Genomic DNA, 17,149 nt, shown 5'->3' with positions numbered 1-17,149 from the left:
GTTTGGCCTCGCGCGTTCGGTGCACGGGGCGCCGGGGTTACTCGTATTGCAGGATGAACGGCAGGGTGGCATCACCACGACCCGCGGTAGACGCACCGGCGGCACCGGTGGTGACGTAGGCCGCCGCGAAGCTCAGGGTGGCGTCGCCGCCGGCAGCGCCGTTGCCGTGCATGGTGCTTTCGATGCGCGCAGTGGCTGCCGAGCTGAGGTCGATCAGGGTGCCGTTGCTGTCGAGCAGGGCGATACCGACGTTTTTAGCCGAAGCGGAACCAGCGTTCAAAGCCAGGACGTTCTTGCCTGTGACCAGGCCCGAACCGCCGTTGTTGGCATCAAAGATCATCGCGACTTTGGTGCCCTGGTTGCAGTTGACGTTCAGGTTGAAGTCTTTGGCGGTCACGCGGCCTGCGGTTGGGTTTTCTGCGGTGCCCATGTCTTTGATCGACACGTTGCCCATGTCCACCGAAATAGTGCGGTCGGAGTTGGCGCCGTCGACCGAGCAGGCGTCGTTGTTGATCACGCCGGTGAAGGTAATTTTACCGCTGCCGCCCAGGGTAGGCGTCGGTGCCGGGTCTGCGGCAAATGCACTGCCGGAGGCAGCGATAACGGCCGAGGCGATAACAGCCAGGGAAAACTTCTTCATGATGATGTCCGTAAGTGTTAGTTGGAAAATGCGGTTGTTGAACTGCGAGGAAAGAGTAAGCGGCAAGACGCGGCGAGCGAATAAGACGATTCTTATAAGCCGCGCAATAGACGGGTTAGTTGCACCGGGAGAGGGGACAGGGGAGAGGAAAGGGGCCAGTAAATAAAGGACCAAGCCATTGTCCAGGAATGGCTTGCAAGGGGTGCTTAGTTAAAGAGGTTACGCGCCAGGCAATAGGTGAGAAGGTCCTGGTCGCTGCTCACTTCAAGTTTGCGCATCGCCGATATCTTTTGCGCACTGATGGTCTTTGAACTGCGGTTCTGGCTGCGCGCAATATCACTCACGCTCATGCCGGAAATAAACAATCGCAAGATCTCGAACTCTTTGGGCGACAAACTGGTGAAGCGCTCGTCGATGGCGGTCAACGTCTCGATCACCGAGGTTTTCGGCGGCTCCAGGCTGCGGTAGGCGCTCTGTTGTGCAATCGCCTTCAGCGCCAACTGGATCTCGGTGTGCAACTGGCTTTTCTGGATGATGCCGACCACGCCCAGCTCCTGCAGGCGGGTGAGGATCAGGTGGTTGGAAATCATCGTCAGGATCAGAATCTGCACCTGCGGAAAATGCCGTTTCAGGTATTCCACCAGCTTCAGGCCATCGCCGTAGGGCGAGTCGCCGGGCATGTTGTAATCGGTGATCACAATGTCGGCGCCCTGGCGCTGCAACAGCTCGATCAGGCCCGCCGAACACACGGCTTCGCCCACGACCTGAAAGCGCGTGTCGCGCTCCACCAGCTCGCGTACCCCAAGCAGCACGATCGGGTGATCGTCCGCGATAACCACGTTGAATTTTTTCATAAAGGGCCGTCCGTAGTGCCAGTTCAAGTGAGGGAAGTGTGCCCGGGCTGGAGCGTGTCCAGGACGGCTGACAGTCGCTGCATCACAGCCTTCACCCTAAGCTCAAGCGAGGTGTCGAGGCTGCCGCGATTCAGTGCGCTTTCCAGTTCGATGCAGGCCTGGGCCAGGTCGAGCGCCTGCACTGCGCCGAGGGCACCGGCGGCCGAGTGCAGCAGTTGGCCGAGGGTGCGCGCATCGCGCTGTGCCAGGGCCGCGCCGATACGCTGCACGTCTTGCTGCACGCTGCTGATGAACAGCGGGCGCATCTTGTCCGACAGCTGCACGCTGTCATTGAACGTCTGCGGCGGCGGTTCTACCGGTGGCTTGATTTTGCAGTGCTTGACCAACTGCGCGCGCAACGTTTGCAGGCTCAGGGGTTTGACGATCCAGGCATTCATGCCCACCGCGAGGCAGCGCACGCCTTCTTCGCGCATGGCATTGGCGGTCACGCCGATAATCGGCAACTGCCGATCATGCGCCCTGAGGGTCTTGGTCAGTTCATAGCCATTCATCAAGGGCATGTTCACGTCAGTCAGCACCAGGTCGAACGCCTGCGGTTGCCACAGCTGCAGCGCCTGCTCGCCGTTGGCGGCCAGGGTCACCGAGCAGCCGAGCGCTTCCAGTTGTTCCTTGATGATCGCCTGGTTGACTGGGTTGTCCTCCGCCACCAGGATGCGCAGCTCCAGCCGCCCAGCGCTTTGCGGCAGGGCAGCCGGCGGATGCTCGTGCTTGCCGTGCTGCGCCAACGACACGGTGGCTGCAATGGCGCGCATGGCGTGCATGTCCACCACCCAGCCCTGTTCCGTGTGCAGCGGCGGGGAGTGCGCGCCCGGCAGGCACAGCACACGTTGGCCGGGCCAGGGGCGCAGCGGCTCATTGGGCAGCACATCGATCAGCACCGCGCGGCGGCTATCCTGCTCGGGCGTGGACGCCGCCAGGGCCGCCGTAATGCCCAGACGGTTGAGCCAGTCACACAGCGACTGCGCCAACTCCCGCACCGGTGCTTGCACATACACGGGCGTTGGGCTGGGTTCGATCAGCGGCATGTTGGTCAGGGCGCCGCTGCACAACGGCAGGCGCATTTTCAGGGTAAAGCTGCTACCCAGGCCCGGTTCGCTGACCACCTTGATTTCACCGCCCATCATCTGCGCCAGCCAGCGGCAAATCGGCAGTCCCAGCCCGGCGCCGCCTTCGCCGGCGGTGTCCGGTGCCTGGTAAAATACGTCGAACAGCTTGGCCTGTTGCGCCTCGGGAATGCCCACGCCGGAGTCGGTGACCTGCCATTCGAGGTCGACGTTGTCGGCGTCGAGTGCGGTGACTCGGGCGCGAATGACCACGCGCCCGATATCGGTGAACTTGATGGCGTTACTCACCAGGTTATTCAGAATCTGGCGGATCCGCATCGGGTCGCCCATCACACAGTCCGGCAGCTGCGGATCGATGCAGCTGTAGAGTTGCAAACCTTTGCGCTGGGCGAAGGCGGCATAGGTGTGCAAGGTGTCTTCGAGCATGTCCAGCGGGCAGAACTCCACGGCTTCAATCGCCATTTGCCCGGACTCGATTTTCGAGACGTCCAGCACATCACTGATCAACTGGAACAGCGTGGCGGAGGAGCGCTGGATCGTATGCAGGTAAGTTTGCTGATGGGGGTCCAGGTCGGTCAGGCCGAGCAATTCCAGGGTGCCAAGCACGCCATACAACGGCGTGCGAATTTCATGGCTCATGGTCGCCAGGAACAGCGTCTTTGCCTTGTTGGCGGCATCGGCGGTGCGGCGGGCGTCATCCAAGGCCTGGGCGTCGTCGATATGCCGGGTGATGTCGTTGAACGCATACAGGCGCACGTCTTCGGCCTGATAGCGGGTGGAGACAAAGCCGACTTGCAAGTGCCGGCCTTCGATCTCCAGGTGCGTTTCGCCGCTCTCGCCGCCATGGCCGCTGTCGTGCACACCGGCCATGGCGGCCACCAGGCGCGCGGTGCCCGGCCATTGCTGGGCGCGCTGGTTCTCGATCAACACCTTGGCGTCGCTGCGCCGTACCACACACAAACCGGTGGGCGCGGTGTCGATGATCACGCGGCTGAAAGCCACGCTTTCGGCAATGCGTTCGTGGGCCAGGCGCGCGGGCGTGATCACCTGGCGCCGATACCAACGGCTGCCGGCCCAGCCCAGGCTGATCAAACTGGCAAGGAACAACGCCAGGCTGCTCAACGGCCATAAGGCCGAGTGGAAGAAGTGCGAGTAGTTCAGGCCATACACCGCGCTCCACGGCTGGTCACCGGCCTGGGTGATCTTGAACTCAAAGCCGTAGGCGTTAACGTGTATGCCGTCGCTGAGCGTCGCGTCGGTCTCGGGCCCGATCAACCGGCTGCCATCGGGCGCAATCAGGGTAAAGCGATCAAAGGCCGAATGCTCGAGGGTACGCTGCACGTCGTCGACCTGGGCCACGTCGAGCACGGTGCCGACCACCGCCTGGCCCTGGCCGTCGAGGGGCAAACCGATATAAGCCAGCAGATGATCGGGCGCGGGGCCGGCTTGCCAGTACACGCGGTTCTGTTCCAGCGGCTGCGGCGTCTGCTCGAGGGTTTGCTGCACCGCATTGACCAGCGCCACCAGGTTGCCGGTTTCCTCGGTGCTTTCTCGGCGCTGATAGCCCACCGACGGGATGGTGATGATGTACGGGGTCTGGCGATTGAGCAGAAAGGTCTGCGGCGCCTCGTACGGTGATGAGGACCAGAACGCACTGAAATAGCTGGTCAGGTGCGCGCCCAAGGCAAAGATCTGCGACCGGGCGGCGGGGCTGACCTGCTGCTCATCGAACTTGACGCTGAACGGCACCGAAAACGAATACTTCTGGCCTTCGTACAGCGTGCGGTGGTTGTCGACCATGCGGCTTTTCAGGCTGACCTGCACGTTGGTGGCGTGCAGCAGTTCGGCCTGAATGCCCGGATGCGTCAGGCTCTTGAGGTACGACGCCTGTTCCGCCAGGTTCTCCATCAAGCGCGCAAAATGAAAGCGGGTGGCGCCGTAGCGGGTTTCGACCCCGCGTTGCAGCGACCAGTAGTTGGTCAGGACCAGCAGCATCGCGATCCCGATCAACACCATCAGGCCTTTGTTCAGGCGTACTGAGCTGCGGGTAAAGGCTTCGAGGACCGCGTTGTTGTGCTTCATCAGAGGTTTCCGCAAGCGCAGGATAAATCGACACTGGATGGAGCTTGCTCCTTACTATCGAACAGATAATCCACGGCCGCCAGCTAGTGAGATGTCGCGGGGCCATCATTGTTCAGAAGTTGTTGAAATTGTTCGGAAGAAACCGCGTGTGAAATCAGGAAACCTTGCACCTGATTGCAGTCGACCTTGCGCAGCAGGGCCAGCTGCTGCGGTGTTTCCACGCCTTCGGCGACCACCGTCAGGCCGAGTTTGCGCCCCAGCGCGATGATGCTCGCCAACGCCTGGGCCATGCCCTCGTTGTCGTGGCAGCCCTGCACCAGCGCCTGGTCGATCTTCAATTCGGTAAATGGCGTGGAGACCAAGTTCAAGTACGAGCTGTAGCCTTTGCCGAAATCGTCCTGGGACAAGCCGAAGCCCTTGATGCGCAGGCGGCAGGCACCGGCGTAGAAGTTGCTGATGTCCTGGGGCACCGAGCACTCCATCAACTCGAAGCAGATCATTCCCGGAATGCCGTCGTGGTGCAGCACGAATTCCAGCAAACGGTCGGCCAGGTCGTGGCTGTTGAGCAGGTGCGTGGGCAGGTTGATCGACACCGGGATTTCATACCCACGCTGGCGCCAGCGTTCCTGGGCGTGAATCGCCTGTTTGAGCACCACCCACAACAGCCGTTCTTCCAGCTCGAATGCCTTGATCGCCGGCAGGAATGCGGCGGGCAGCATCACGCCTTGCTCGGGGTGCATCCAGCGCACCAGCGCTTCGGCGGCGACAATGCGCCCGTTGGCGAGGGATTTTTTCGGTTGGAACCAGGCCTGCAACTGGCCGCTGCTCATGGCCTGCACCAGGGTGTGGCGGTCGATGTCCAGGTGTTCGGGCAAATCGGGGGAGGGCTTGCGCACGCTGGTCCTGAGCTGGTCCACCAGGCTGCGCAAGGCGTCGGCGGCGACCGGTTTGGAGATCAGCCCGATGACTTCCACGTCGAGGTTTTTCGCCACCAGGCTTGCAGCCATCAACATGCGCCGCGATGCCGCGCTCATGATTGCCAGCGCCGGCTTGCACCGCAGGCTGGCCAGGCACTGAATGAACTGCACGCCGTCCATGCCGGGCATCAACAGGTCGGTCAGTACCAGGTCGAAATCGCGCTGGCGCAGGCGCTCCAGCGCTTCTTTACCGTCCTCGGCGGTTTCGAGCATGAAATCCCCCAACTCACTGAGCAGGTGCTGCAGGTAGATGTGCTGCAGGGGATGGTCCTCAACAATCAAAATACTAAGGGGCTTCATGGGTGATCCGTGCATAAGGCGCCAGGGAGTTGAATAGAGCCCGCAACGCAAAGGGTTTGACCAGGCAATGGTTCATGCCGGCGGCCAGGCACAGGTCGGCCTCGCCGCGCATGGCGTTGGCGGTGGCCCCGATAATCGGCAACGGGCAGCCCTGGCGCCGCAGTTCACGCGCCAGTTCATAGCCGTTGATGTGGGGCATGTTCACGTCCGTCAACACCACGTCGAAGTTGCCGGCGGTGTACAGCTGCAACGCTTCCTGACCATCGGCCGCCAGCTCCACGGTGCAGCCGAGTTCTTCGAGTTGGTCACGCAAAATCAGCTGGTTGATGATGTTGTCCTCCGCCACCAGCAAGTGCAGGTTGAGTTTGTTCAAGTCACGCCGGTGCGTGTGCTCATCGGCGCGGGCCACCCACAGCCCCTGCGCCTGGCTCACGGCTTGGTGAATGGCGCCAAGGTGGTTGAGGTTGACGTGCCAGGCGCCGGCGTCGGCTTCCAACGGCGTGCAGGCATTACTGCTGACGTGGATCACCGGGCCCGGCCATTCCGGCACCAGCAACGGGTCGACGCTGCCGGGGTGTACTTGCAGCAGCAGGTGGCTATCGTGCAGCGTCGGCAGCCCGGCCTGGGCGCGTGCGCCCCAGCGGCGCAACCAGCCGCTGATGGCATGCGCGAGTTCCGGGATGGGGGAGACCACGTAAATGGTCTCGGCCAACAGCGGCGTCATCGGTGGGGTCGGCGCTTCTTCCAGTGGCAGGATCAGGCTGAAGCTGCTGCCCAGCCCCAGTTCGCTGACCATGCGGATATTGCCGTTCATCAATTCGGTCAGGCGCTGGCAGATCGGCAGGCCCAGGCCGGTGCCGGCGACCACGTTGGTATTGCCTTCGCTCTGGTAGAACGGCTCGAAAATCATCGCCTGGTCTTCCTGGGCAATGCCTTTGCCGGTGTCCGAGACTTGCCACAGCAGGCTGGAGCGCTCGCCGTCGCGGCCGAGCACTTTGACCCGCAGCACCACGCGCCCGTAGTCGGTGAACTTCACCGCGTTGTTGAGCAGGTTATTCAGGATCTGGCGGATGCGCGTCACGTCGCCGATCAGCCGTTCCGGCAACTTCGGGTCGAAGCACGCATACAGTTGCAGGCCTTTGCCCTGGGCGGCGGCGGCGTAGCCCTGGATGATTTCGTGGACCAGGTCCAGTGGCGAGAACTCACTCAACTCCAGCGCCAGTTGCCCGGCCTCGATCTTCGACACATCGAGCACGTCGCAAATCAGCTGCAGCAAGGTTGAAGACGAGCCTTCGATGGCATGCAGGTAGTCTTTTTGCTGGGTATCCAGTTGCGTGCGCGCCAGCAATTCCAGGGTGCCAAGCACGCCGTACAGCGGCGTGCGGATTTCATGGCTCATGGTCGCCAGGAACAGCGTCTTGGCGGCGTTGGCCGCGTCCGCCGACTGCCGCGCTTCCTCCAGTGCCGCTTCGACTTGCTTGCGCGCACTGATATCGCTGAACGCGCAAAACAGCACGTCCTCGCCTTTGTAGCGGGTCGGCGCACTGCTCAAGTACAGGTGGCGGCCGTCGATGGTTTCAAAATAGTCGCTGCGTTCGGACGGTTCGCCGGCGAACGCCTGTTCGATCCAGCCGGCACGCAGGGTTTCGCGCTCCGGGCCATTGCCCAGCCATTGCTGGGCCAGGGTGTTTTCCAGCACCACCTGGCCGTCGGTGCGGCGCAGTACGCACAGGGCGACCGGCGCGGTCTGGATCACATCACGGCCAAACGCCTCGCTTTCGATCAACGCCTGGATGCGATGAATCGAAGGAATGATGAAACGCTGGTCGACGCGGCGCATCACCAGCCAGATCAGCGTCAGGCTCAAAAGGCAAAACAGCAGCGAGCCGAGCAGCTGTTTCCACAGGCCGGTGACCACGGCGCGCAGGTCGATGGAATACATCAGCTGCCAGTCGGAGGATTTCAGGTGCTTGCGAATCACCAGGTGGTCGGGCAGCCAACCGCCGCCGACAAAGCCGAAGAAGTTGTCTTCCTTGGGCTTGAGGCGTTGCTGGCGCCTCTGCGTGTCATCGCTGTTGGTGAACACCAGCATGCCCTGGGAGTTGAGCATCATGAATTCGCCGGCACTCCGGTCGCTGAGGGTTGAGGACACTTCGCGGCTTTCCATCTCCAGGCCCAGCCAGCCGGAGTTGGGGTCTTGGCGGTCCAGGCGGATGAAAATGTACAGGTGCGAGTGCTGCTCGGTGCGGTCACTCAGCCACAGCTCGTTGAGGGTGGCCGGGTCGCTGTGTTGCAAGGTCTTGAGGCGGTTGAGCATGCACTTGGAAATCGGCAGCACTTGCGCGGTTGCGTCGTACAGCCGCATCACTTGCGGGTTGGGGCCGGCGTTCACATACAGCAGGTTGAGCTGCTTGGCCTTGAGGTAGTCGCGCAGGCGCGCGGTCAGCCAGATGCTCCACGGGTTGCCGGGCGTGTCGCCCAGGTACACATGTTCTTCTTCCGGGGACGATGGATAAATTTTCGACTGCTTGCGCACCGCCGACAGGCCCAGGCTTTCGAGCAGGGCCTGGCGGTTGGTGAAAAAGGTATGCGCTTCGGCGATGGCGCTGCTCATGTAGCCGCGGCGCTCGGAGATATCGTTATTGAAGGTGGACAGCAGAAAGGTATAGACCCCGCTCAAGATGCCGATGAGCAGCACCGTCGCAAAAATACGAAGCAGCCTTCTGGCTGCTTCGGGTCGGGAGAGGACGGGGTTGATCTGGAGCAGATAACTTTTCAATCGCATCGGCGGACTGTAAGCGCGGGCGTGCGCCGATGGCATAAGACGATCCTTAAAGCACAGCTATTTGTAATACATATCCACCACCACCGCCGCGTCGAACGCGCCCGGGATCGGCAGGGTGCGCCATTTCAGGTCGGCGCGAAATTCGTCGTGGCTCTGGCCCAGGCCCATCAGCTCCTGCAGGGTGAACCAGTTATTGAATGCCAGCGGCTGCTGGCTCTCGACGCGCGACAACGAGATGCCCACTGACTTGTTGTTGTCCGGCACCAGCAAGCCGTTGACCACACTGCCGCCGCCCGGCGTGGTCGCGAAGCGTGCGCTGACGGTGTAGGGCGTGTCGCAGCCCTTGCGCAGGTTCAGGCTGAAGTTCGCGCTGCTGGCGACTTCGCCGATTGCAAACTTGCGTGAGGGCATCGGGAAGCTGACCACGTTGGGGGTGATGGTCAGCTCGGGGGTGCACGGCACGAAGCGGATGCCGTTCATGCCGGTGACCACGTAGTTGAAGTTGCTGTTGGGCCGAGAGTTGAGCCCGCGTACGCCGTCCAGCTGGAACACGCGGTATGAGGTCAAGGTACTGGCCTGGCCGCTGGGGGGCGTGGGGTCGTATTTTTCGATGAACACGCTGAAGTTGAGGGTGAAGCGCGCCTTGTCCCAACCGACGCAATTGGACGTGCAGCCGCGGTCGGAAAAGAACCCGGTGCCGACCTTGCCGGTGCTTTGGGTAATCGGCTGGTTGTTGTAGCGAATGCCCACACGGATACCCGTGCCAATGCTGACGTTGGCCGGGTTGACGTAGAAGTAGATTTCCTCGCGGCCGTAGTTGTAGTCGTCTTTGCAGATCACATTGGTGGAGCGTGGGCCGGACTCCCAGATGATGCTGCCGTTGGGCGCATCGGCCGCCACCGCCAGCGCGGTGCCGAGCGCTTCCTGGGTAATGATCGAGCCGGTGCCGTCCTCACGGCAGGCCAGCGCATGGCTGGTGGCCGGCAAGATGGCGCAGGCCCACAGCAGTAGGGGTAAACAGCGTTTGGTCAGTGACATGGGGGCAAATACCTCGCGAACCATCAGTTCAGCGCCGCGCTGTGGCGGGCCTGCAAACCGATGTCGGTGATTTCGGTGAAGTGAAGCGTGGTGCCTTTGGGCAAGGGGCTTGGCGCCGTAAGGGTTTTGCGCTCGTACGGCTTGAGCAGCAAGTAATCACTGAGCGCCAGGTTGTCGGTTTGCAGGTTCACCAGTGACAGGTGGAACGCGCTGGGGTTGTGGACGGTGACGGTGCGCCCGTCGTCGCTGCGCCATTGCAGTTGCTGCACGGCTTCGGCCGAACCGCCCTTGAGCGCGGGCGGCCGATAGAACAGCTTGAGCCGCTGGCGTATCGCAAACTGCACACTGTTGGGGTCTTCCGGCTTGAGCGGGATTTCCATGATGTTGAGCCAGAACAACGATTCGCGGTCGCTGGGCAAGCCTTCACCGGCATACAGGATGCGCAACGGGTGATGCTCGCCGGCACCCAGCTGCACCAGCGGTTCAGTGGCGGCAAATGGCACGGTGCGGCCCGCTGAATCGTCCTCGCCGGTGATCCAGGTTTGCACCACGACCTCACGTGATGCCTGGTTGACCACGTTAATGGTGGCGCCCTTGTCCTGGCCGAAATAGATCAGGCGTGTGCCTTCGATTTTCAGCGCCGCGCTGGCGGGCGGCGGCGCGAGGGCGAATAAACCGCCGGCTAAAATCACCATTCTGAGTAGAAACATGAGCACAGGTGCGATCCATGGGAGCGTGTGGGAACGCAGCGCATGGTAGAGGCCGGACTGTGCGAAGGCTTTCAGGCGATTCTTAAAAGGTGCGGCGAGCCCCCGGTTACCGTTTCAGAATCGCCTTAAAGTCTGTTTCGGCCCTGACGGGTAACGTGATCAGCGTTGAATGATCGACGCGGATGCCCACCTGCCAGGTTTACCCTATGTCCAATAAAGCGTTACGCCTTCTGATTGCCGATGCAGACCTTCTGCAACGGATCAAGATCGAGAAAATGCTCAACCAGTTGGGCTATCACCGCATCGCCCCCTTGAGCTCGTTCGACGAGCTGCAGGCATTGACGCGTACGGACGGCGTGGCGTTCGATCTGTTGATCATCAACACCGCGCTGGTGCATTCGCGCCAGGTCAACCTGTTGAAGTACTGCCACGACAACCCGCTGATTCGCCACACACTGATCTACGACGGGCAATGTGCCCAGAGCTCGGTGGTGTCGGTATCGGTGAGCCAGACGTTGCACCTGTCGCTGTCGCAATCGCCGGACTTCAACTCGCTGCGCCGCTGCATGGAAATGGTCGACCCCGACCATAGCCTGCCGACGGTCGAGCGCCCGACACTGCGCGCCGTCGAAAGCCGGGTCAGTCAGTTCTCCAGCGTGCCGCGCGCCAGTTACCAGGGCGATCCGGCTGTGGTGGCGTGCGCGGTCGGGTTGTCGCCCAAGCGTTGAGCGTCAGCCGCGCCAGACGGGCAGGTTGTCGTCGCCCAGCGTCCAGTGCGGCTGGCGGGGTGTGAGACAGACCCCGCCGACCCAGCGCACGTGGCTGGCGTGGTCGAGCCAGTTGGCGTCGCCATTAAGCACGGCGTGCGCCAGTGGGGTTAACGCCAGCGCGCGGCGCAGCCACGGTTGATCGGTGTCGGTCTCGATCAGCAACGGCTGCTCACAGTCGATCAACGGGCGCAACAACGCATGGAACATCATGTCGCCCAGGAACGGCAGCGGCTCGCGCTTGCCCATCAATTCTGCGAACACTCTGCCGAACGGCACCGGCCCGGCTTCGGCGATGTACGTCAGGGACAAACGTTCGGTGAGTGACAGGCCATCTCGGGTGCTCGGCAACTCCTGTAACTGACGCTGTAAAGCGGGGGCTAGAAAGGGCAGGGCGGGATGGGCACTCTGAGCCAGTTGTGCCAACTTGACCGGAGAGGCGTCGCAGTAAGCCGACCACGCCTGCTTGGCCAATTGCACGGCTTCATCGTCGATCAACCGGCGCTGTGGCCATAACCACGCCAGGACGTCTGGGGCGAGTTGGCCGATACCGATAAATCGTTCGACGCCGGGAATGCGGTCCACCTCGATCAACTCCAGCTTGCGCGGTGCGCGCTCAAGGCCAGCCAGCGCACGGATCAGAAACAGCTGGTCATAGGCATCCGCTTCGCACCACAGCACGCTGTGGTCGGCTTCAGTTAAAGCTTCAAGCTGGTGGTATTCATCGCTCACCCGCCGCGCTACTTCGGCGTGGTCCATTGCAAAAACCTGGCTGATAAATGCACTGCGCATCGCTCGAAAATCTTCGTTGGGCAGATTGCGAACGGGCCCCATGCACAGCGGGTCGGTGAGCATCTGGAACTGCCCTTTGAACCCGGCTAATTGCAGGCTGTGGGCGATGTCATTGCCGCAGCGCCAGTGCGTGGTGCGGGCTTCGTCACTGGCGTCGAAACCTGGGTGGCGCGCGGCGAAGTCGAGGGCGTCGACATGCGCCTTGAGTTTGGGCCAACTGCTGAAGCCCAGCTGTTTGGCGACTTGCCATTGGGCTTGGGACAAGGTGGCGGTGGGGTCTTGGCTTTTCAGGTGCGGCAACAGTTCCTTGGCGCGCTTGCGCTGCTGCTCAAGGTTGAGACGGCCATCGGTGTTGGAGGGTAAAGGGCGTTGCGACATACGATCTCCTTGCACAAACCTTTTCCGCTTTAAGGTTGGGAGTCGTAGAAATGAGGTGCAGCTTGAGTGTCTTGGGCGCAGCCCTTTCCGCGGAAGGTGGCGTAGAGAGCGCCAGGCGGGAAATATAGGCAGCATTGTCGTTCGGCGCAACCCCGTAAGTGTGGGAGCTGGCTTGCCTGCGATGGCGGTCTTTAGGCGGGCGCTTTTTTAGGTAGATTGAGTACATATCCATTCCTGCGGTAACGGCCACTTAGGGTTCCGCCCTTACGGCGGGTCACTTTTTTTCAAACGCCAAAAAAAGTAACCAAAAAACGCTTTGCCCCACCACTCGGTGCCTCGCCTAGGCTCGGCATGCCCGCACACAGGCTTGAATCCGTGGGCCGCCGCGATGGGCCATCCTTGGCCCAACGCGGCTAACCCGGCGTCCTGCCGGGTTACCCACGGATTCAAGCCTGCGTGCGGCCAGCGTGGTTAACGGGGCCTGTTAGATCAAGATCAAAATCAAAATCTACAGCACGGCGGCCTGGTAGCCGACCTGAGTGGTTGAAGCAACAGCAGGGCAAAGGCACAGCAACGCAGCATCCACATGATGGAATGCGATCAAAATGTGGGAGCTGGCTTGCCTGCGAAAGCGGTGGCTCAGTTACACATGAGTTGGCTGATACACCGCTATCGCGAGCAGGCGGCGTCCTTACTTGTCTGTTCTGGCATCCATGGTCTTTTGATGCTCGGCCAGGAACGGCTGCTCCGCTGGGTCGAAGCGATCAATCCCGGCGGTAAAGCGATGCCAGTATGGGTACAACGGCTGGCGCCGTGTCACGGCCTCGATGCGTGAAGATTGCTCTTCGGTGAGTTTCAGTTCGGTCGCTGCAAGGTTGTCGCGCAGGTGCGCTTCGGTGCGCGCGCCGACGATCAACGAGGTGATCCCAGGCCGATCCTTGAGCCACGCCAGGCAGGTACGCGCCACCGACACGCCATGTTCATCACCGACGGCAGCGAGGGTCTCGATGATGTCCAGCGCACGTTCCCTGTCATGCACGTAGGGTTCCGGCCAGCCGCTGCCCTGGCGGGTAGTGGTTGGCGGTTTTTGCCCACGGCGGGTCGAACCGGTCAACAGGCCTTCGCCCATCGGGCCCCACACCAGCGTGCCGATGGACTGGTCCAGCGCCAGCGGCAGCAGTTCGTACTCGGCTTCGCGCGATTCCGGGGTGTAGTAAATCTGCTGGGTGATCGGTTTGAGCATGCCGTGCAGCTCGGCCTTGCCCAGGGTTTTCATCATCTGCCAGGCGGTGAAGTTGCTGGTGCCGAAGTAGCGAATCTTGCCCGAACCCACCAACAGCCGCAGCGCTTCGAGGGTTTCCTCGATGGGCGTCATGCCGTCCCAGTTATGCAGTTGGTAGAGGTCGATGTGGTCAGTGCCCAGGCGTTTCAAACTGGCTTCGCAGGCGCGAATCAGGTGGTAGCGCGAGGAGCCGGAGTTGTTCGGGTTGTTGTCCACGGGGCTGCGGCCCTTGGTGGCCAGCAGGATGTCGTGACGCTTGTCGCCCAGGGCTTTGCCCACCACTTCTTCGGCGAGGCCGTGGGAGTAGAGGTCGGCGGTGTCGACCATATTCACCCCGGCGTCGAACGCGATGTCGAACATGCGCTTGGCCAAGGGCACGTCCACCGCGCCGCATTTTTCGAACTCGGCGCGACCGCCGAAGGGCACGGTGCCCAGGATGATTTCGGATACCAGCAGGCCTGAGTGGCCCAGTTGTCGGTATTGCATGTCGCCTCCTGTTTACGTTGCACGTGAAGGTGTGAACGACATGAAAGGCGATAGTTTGAATTTTTTCATGAAATCTTCCTGCGCCTGCCGCACCATTGTGCCAACAGGCTTTGAGAGGAACACCGCGTCCATGAGCGCACTGATAGAAACCCGCGCCCTCACGCGCAGGGACGAGCGCCGTCAGCTGGCATTGCTCCAGCCCACGGATTTCACCTTGAACCACGGCGACCGCGTGTCGATCACCGGCTCCTCCGGCTCCGGCAAGAGCGTGTTCCTGCGCGCGCTGGCGTTGCTGGATGCGCCCACCTCCGGGCAGGTTTTTTGGAATGGCCAGCCCATCGCCAACGCAGAGATCCCCCACTACCGCAGCCATATCAGCTACCTGTCGCAACGCCCGGCGTTGCTGGAAGGCACGGTGGAAGACAACCTGCGTTTTCCCTTCAGCCTCAAGACGCTGCGCACGCGCAGTTTCGATCTGCAGGCTGTGACTAAGCTGCTCGGGCATGCCGGTAAAACCCCGGACTTCTTGCAGAAAAACGCCGGCGACCTGTCGGGCGGTGAGTCCCAGGTGGTGTCGTTGATTCGCACCTTGCAACTGAACCCGGAAGTGCTGTTGCTCGACGAACCCACGGCGGCCCTCGATCCCACGTCATCGCGTGAGGTGGAAGCACTGATCGACGCCTGGTTTGCCGGCGACAATTCGCGCGCTTATATCTGGGTGTCCCACGACCTCGATCAGGCCCAGCGCATGAGCGCCATCCACTTGCAGATGAACGCCGGAGTGTTGAGCGGAGCGACCCAGCCATGAATTATCAAAACCTCAGCGCGCTGGACATGGGCATCGCCGCCTCGCTGATCCTGATCAATGGCGCGCTGTCCTTGCTGCTGCGCCTGGGCCTTGGCCGCCAATTGCTGTGGGCGGCGGTGCGCACCGTGGTGCAGCTGCTGGCCATCGGTTACCTGCTGGGCTGGGTGTTCGAGTTCGCGTATTGGTACGTGGTGTTGCCGCTGATGTGTGCGATGACCTTGATCGCCGGCCTGTCGGCGGCAGGGCGCGGGCGCCGCACCTACCGTGGGCAACGGGTTGATAGCATCGTGTCGGTGTGGGGCAGTTCGTGGCTGGTCACGGCAGTGGGGTTGTTTGCGGTGATCCGCATCCACCCGTGGTACGAGCCGCAATATGCAATCCCGATTCTGGGGATGATCCTCGGCAATACCCTGACCGGCGTGTCTCTGGGTATCGAACGCATGACCCAGGAATTGACCTCGGGCCGCAACACCATCGAAATGATCCTGGCCCTCGGCGGTTCACGCTGGGAAGCCGCGCAGGAAGCCATTCGCCAGGCCGTGCGCGCCGGGATGATCCCGACGCTGAACCAGATGACCGTGGTCGGCATCGTCAGCCTGCCCGGCATGATGACCGGCCAGGTGCTGGCGGGGGAGAGCCCGGTGGACGCGGTGCGCTATCAGATCGTGATCATGTTTCTGATCGCCGCGTCGTCAGCGTTGGGCACGGTAGGTGCGGTACTGCTCACCTACCGGCGGTTGTTTTCCACCAGCCACCGGTTTTTGCGGGATCGCCTCGAAGAGCGCGCCTGAGCCTCAGGTGTTGTTGCAGCCCTTGGCAATCGAGTCTTCATTGGAGGTATAGGGCCGTGACGGCTCCAGGTTCCACTCCGGCTTGTTGCGGGCGATATTGAAGTGGCACACCAGTCGGCTTCAGCAACGCAGATCAAATGTGGGAGCTGGCTTGCCTGCGATAGCGGTGGGGCAGCCAAATCAAGGTCGACTGATGTGCCGCCATCGCAGGCAAGCCAGCTCCCACAGGGGGATCCAATTTTGCTGGGGGGATTGCATGCCAGGCCAGGCGTCAGCCCAGGTCAGGCACACCAAAATCCAGCACCACTTTCATCGCCTGGGTCTTGTCCGCCGCCAACTCAAATGCCTGCACCGCCTCGCCAAACGGCACGGTGTGGGAGATCACCGGGCGTACGTCGACGATCTGGCGATTGAGCAAATCCACCGCCTGGGCGAACTCGCTGTGGAAGCGGAAGGTGCCGCGCAAATCGATCTCGCGGCTGACCAGCAGATTCAACGGCAACGACACATCGCCGCCCAACCCCACCGTCACCAGCACACCACGCGGGGCGATGCATTCCAGGCCGTTGCGCAGGGCCTGGGGGCTGCCGGAGACCTCGAACATCACGTCAAAGTAGCCCTTTTCGGCGGTGTAGCGCTTCAGTGCATCGGCACCGTCGGCGATGTTATGGGTGCGTGTGGCGCCCATTTTTTCGGCGCAGGCGAGGGCGCTGGCGGACAGGTCCACGGCCACGATTTCACCGGCACCCGCAGCGCGCAGGCTACCGATCAGCAGGTTGCCGATCGGGCCGCAGCCGGTCACCAGTACGCGTTTGCCGAACACCGCACCGGCACGTTGGATCGCGTGCAGGCCCACGGACAGCGGCTCGGCCAACGCGCCCTCGGCGAGGCTGACGTGGTCGGCCAGGCGATGGGCCTGATGGGTTTCGATCACCAGGCTTTGGCGAAACGCGCCCTGGATATGCGGAAAGGGCATGGCGCTGCCGTAGAAGCGCATGTTCAGGCAATGGTTCGGCAAACCTTGATGGCAATAGCGGCAGGCGCTGCACGGGCGCGAGGGCGACACTGCAATGCGGTGGCCGACCTTGAACAACCCGGCGTCGCTGCCCACCGCGTCGATCACCGCCGACACTTCATGGCCAAGCACCATCGGCTCACGCAGGCGCACGGTGCCGAAGCCGCCGTGCTGGTAATAGTGCAAATCCGAACCGCAGATGCCGCCCCGCGCAATGCGCACGCGCAGTTGGTCGGGGGCGAGGGTTTGCGGTTCGTCCTGAGTGTCGACCCGCAAGTCTTTTGAAGCGTGACAGACGATAGCGTGCATAACGTTCTCCA

The 17,149-nt window shown here is 62.0% G+C and carries 13 protein-coding genes and 1 pseudogene; 3 read left to right on the top strand and 11 right to left on the bottom strand.

Translation table 11 applies throughout. The features are described 5' to 3' along the window. Window positions 1-37 precede the first annotated feature (37 nt). The 7 genes from PspR76_RS19665 to PspR76_RS19635 all read right to left on the bottom strand — a co-directional run bounded on the left by PspR76_RS19665 (window position 38) and on the right by PspR76_RS19635 (window position 10,510). Window positions 38-640 carry a fimbrial protein gene (locus PspR76_RS19665; RefSeq protein WP_159957959.1) on the bottom strand — a complete coding sequence of 201 codons (603 nt, stop codon included), beginning with the start codon at window positions 638-640 and terminating at the stop codon, window positions 38-40. A 206-nt stretch (window positions 641-846) separates the two neighbouring features. Next, window positions 847-1,494 carry a response regulator gene (locus PspR76_RS19660; protein ID WP_159957957.1) on the bottom strand — a complete coding sequence of 216 codons (648 nt, stop codon included), beginning with the start codon at window positions 1,492-1,494 and terminating at the stop codon, window positions 847-849. Between the two features lie 23 nt (window positions 1,495-1,517). Further along, the gene (locus PspR76_RS19655; protein WP_159957955.1) at window positions 1,518-4,700 is read right to left on the bottom strand and encodes a hybrid sensor histidine kinase/response regulator; all 3,183 of its coding nucleotides are present in this window, start codon (window positions 4,698-4,700) and stop codon (window positions 1,518-1,520) included. Window positions 4,701-4,783: 83 nt separating this feature from the next. After that, a complete protein-coding gene (locus PspR76_RS19650; protein ID WP_159957953.1) occupies window positions 4,784-5,977 on the bottom strand; it encodes an EAL domain-containing response regulator in 1,194 nt (397 codons plus the stop codon). Next, window positions 5,964-8,762 (bottom strand): ATP-binding protein, encoded by a 2,799-nt coding sequence (locus PspR76_RS19645; RefSeq protein WP_159961542.1) that lies wholly within the window; start codon window positions 8,760-8,762, stop codon window positions 5,964-5,966. Before PspR76_RS19645 ends, PspR76_RS19650 begins: the two co-directional genes overlap by 14 nt. 57 nt (window positions 8,763-8,819) lie before the next feature. Beyond that, the gene (locus PspR76_RS19640) at window positions 8,820-9,800 is read right to left on the bottom strand and encodes a fimbrial protein (RefSeq protein ID WP_159957951.1); all 981 of its coding nucleotides are present in this window, start codon (window positions 9,798-9,800) and stop codon (window positions 8,820-8,822) included. 23 nt (window positions 9,801-9,823) lie between these two features. Beyond that, window positions 9,824-10,510 carry a fimbrial biogenesis chaperone gene (locus PspR76_RS19635; RefSeq protein WP_237235678.1) on the bottom strand — a complete coding sequence of 229 codons (687 nt, stop codon included), beginning with the start codon at window positions 10,508-10,510 and terminating at the stop codon, window positions 9,824-9,826. Between the two features lie 206 nt (window positions 10,511-10,716). On the opposite strand from PspR76_RS19635, the gene PspR76_RS19630 reads away from it, so the two are divergent. Continuing rightward, complete coding sequence (locus PspR76_RS19630) at window positions 10,717-11,238, top strand: chemotaxis protein CheY (RefSeq protein WP_159957947.1); 522 nt, start codon at window positions 10,717-10,719, stop codon at window positions 11,236-11,238. Between the two features lie 3 nt (window positions 11,239-11,241). Here the strand turns inward: PspR76_RS19630 and PspR76_RS19625 are convergent, their stop codons facing one another. Continuing rightward, window positions 11,242-12,447 carry a DUF1835 domain-containing protein gene (locus PspR76_RS19625; protein ID WP_159957945.1) on the bottom strand — a complete coding sequence of 402 codons (1,206 nt, stop codon included), beginning with the start codon at window positions 12,445-12,447 and terminating at the stop codon, window positions 11,242-11,244. 691 nt (window positions 12,448-13,138) lie between these two features. Further along, complete coding sequence (locus PspR76_RS19620) at window positions 13,139-14,215, bottom strand: aldo/keto reductase (protein ID WP_159957943.1); 1,077 nt, start codon at window positions 14,213-14,215, stop codon at window positions 13,139-13,141. Between the two features lie 130 nt (window positions 14,216-14,345). Between PspR76_RS19620 and PspR76_RS19615 the strand changes: the two genes are divergently transcribed. Both PspR76_RS19615 and PspR76_RS19610 read left to right on the top strand, forming a co-directional pair. Then, complete coding sequence (locus tag PspR76_RS19615) at window positions 14,346-15,023, top strand: ABC transporter ATP-binding protein (protein ID WP_159957941.1); 678 nt, start codon at window positions 14,346-14,348, stop codon at window positions 15,021-15,023. Continuing rightward, entirely contained in the window at window positions 15,020-15,814 is a 795-nt protein-coding gene (locus PspR76_RS19610) for an ABC transporter permease (protein ID WP_159957939.1), read from the top strand. Before PspR76_RS19615 ends, PspR76_RS19610 begins: the two co-directional genes overlap by 4 nt. Window positions 15,815-15,817: 3 nt before the next feature. Here the strand turns inward: PspR76_RS19610 and PspR76_RS19605 are convergent. Further along, window positions 15,818-15,931 (bottom strand): annotated as a pseudogene (locus PspR76_RS19605) (DUF2599 domain-containing protein); the annotation flags it as partial. A gap of 154 nt (window positions 15,932-16,085) precedes the next feature. Continuing rightward, a complete protein-coding gene (locus tag PspR76_RS19600) occupies window positions 16,086-17,138 on the bottom strand; it encodes an L-idonate 5-dehydrogenase (RefSeq protein WP_159957937.1) in 1,053 nt (350 codons plus the stop codon). Window positions 17,139-17,149 lie beyond the last annotated feature (11 nt).

The organism is Pseudomonas sp. R76 (genome assembly GCF_009834565.1).
GTDB lineage: Bacteria > Pseudomonadota > Gammaproteobacteria > Pseudomonadales > Pseudomonadaceae > Aquipseudomonas.
Note: the sequence above shows the minus strand (reverse complement) of the source record. Positions and strands in the feature narration are given on the sequence as shown.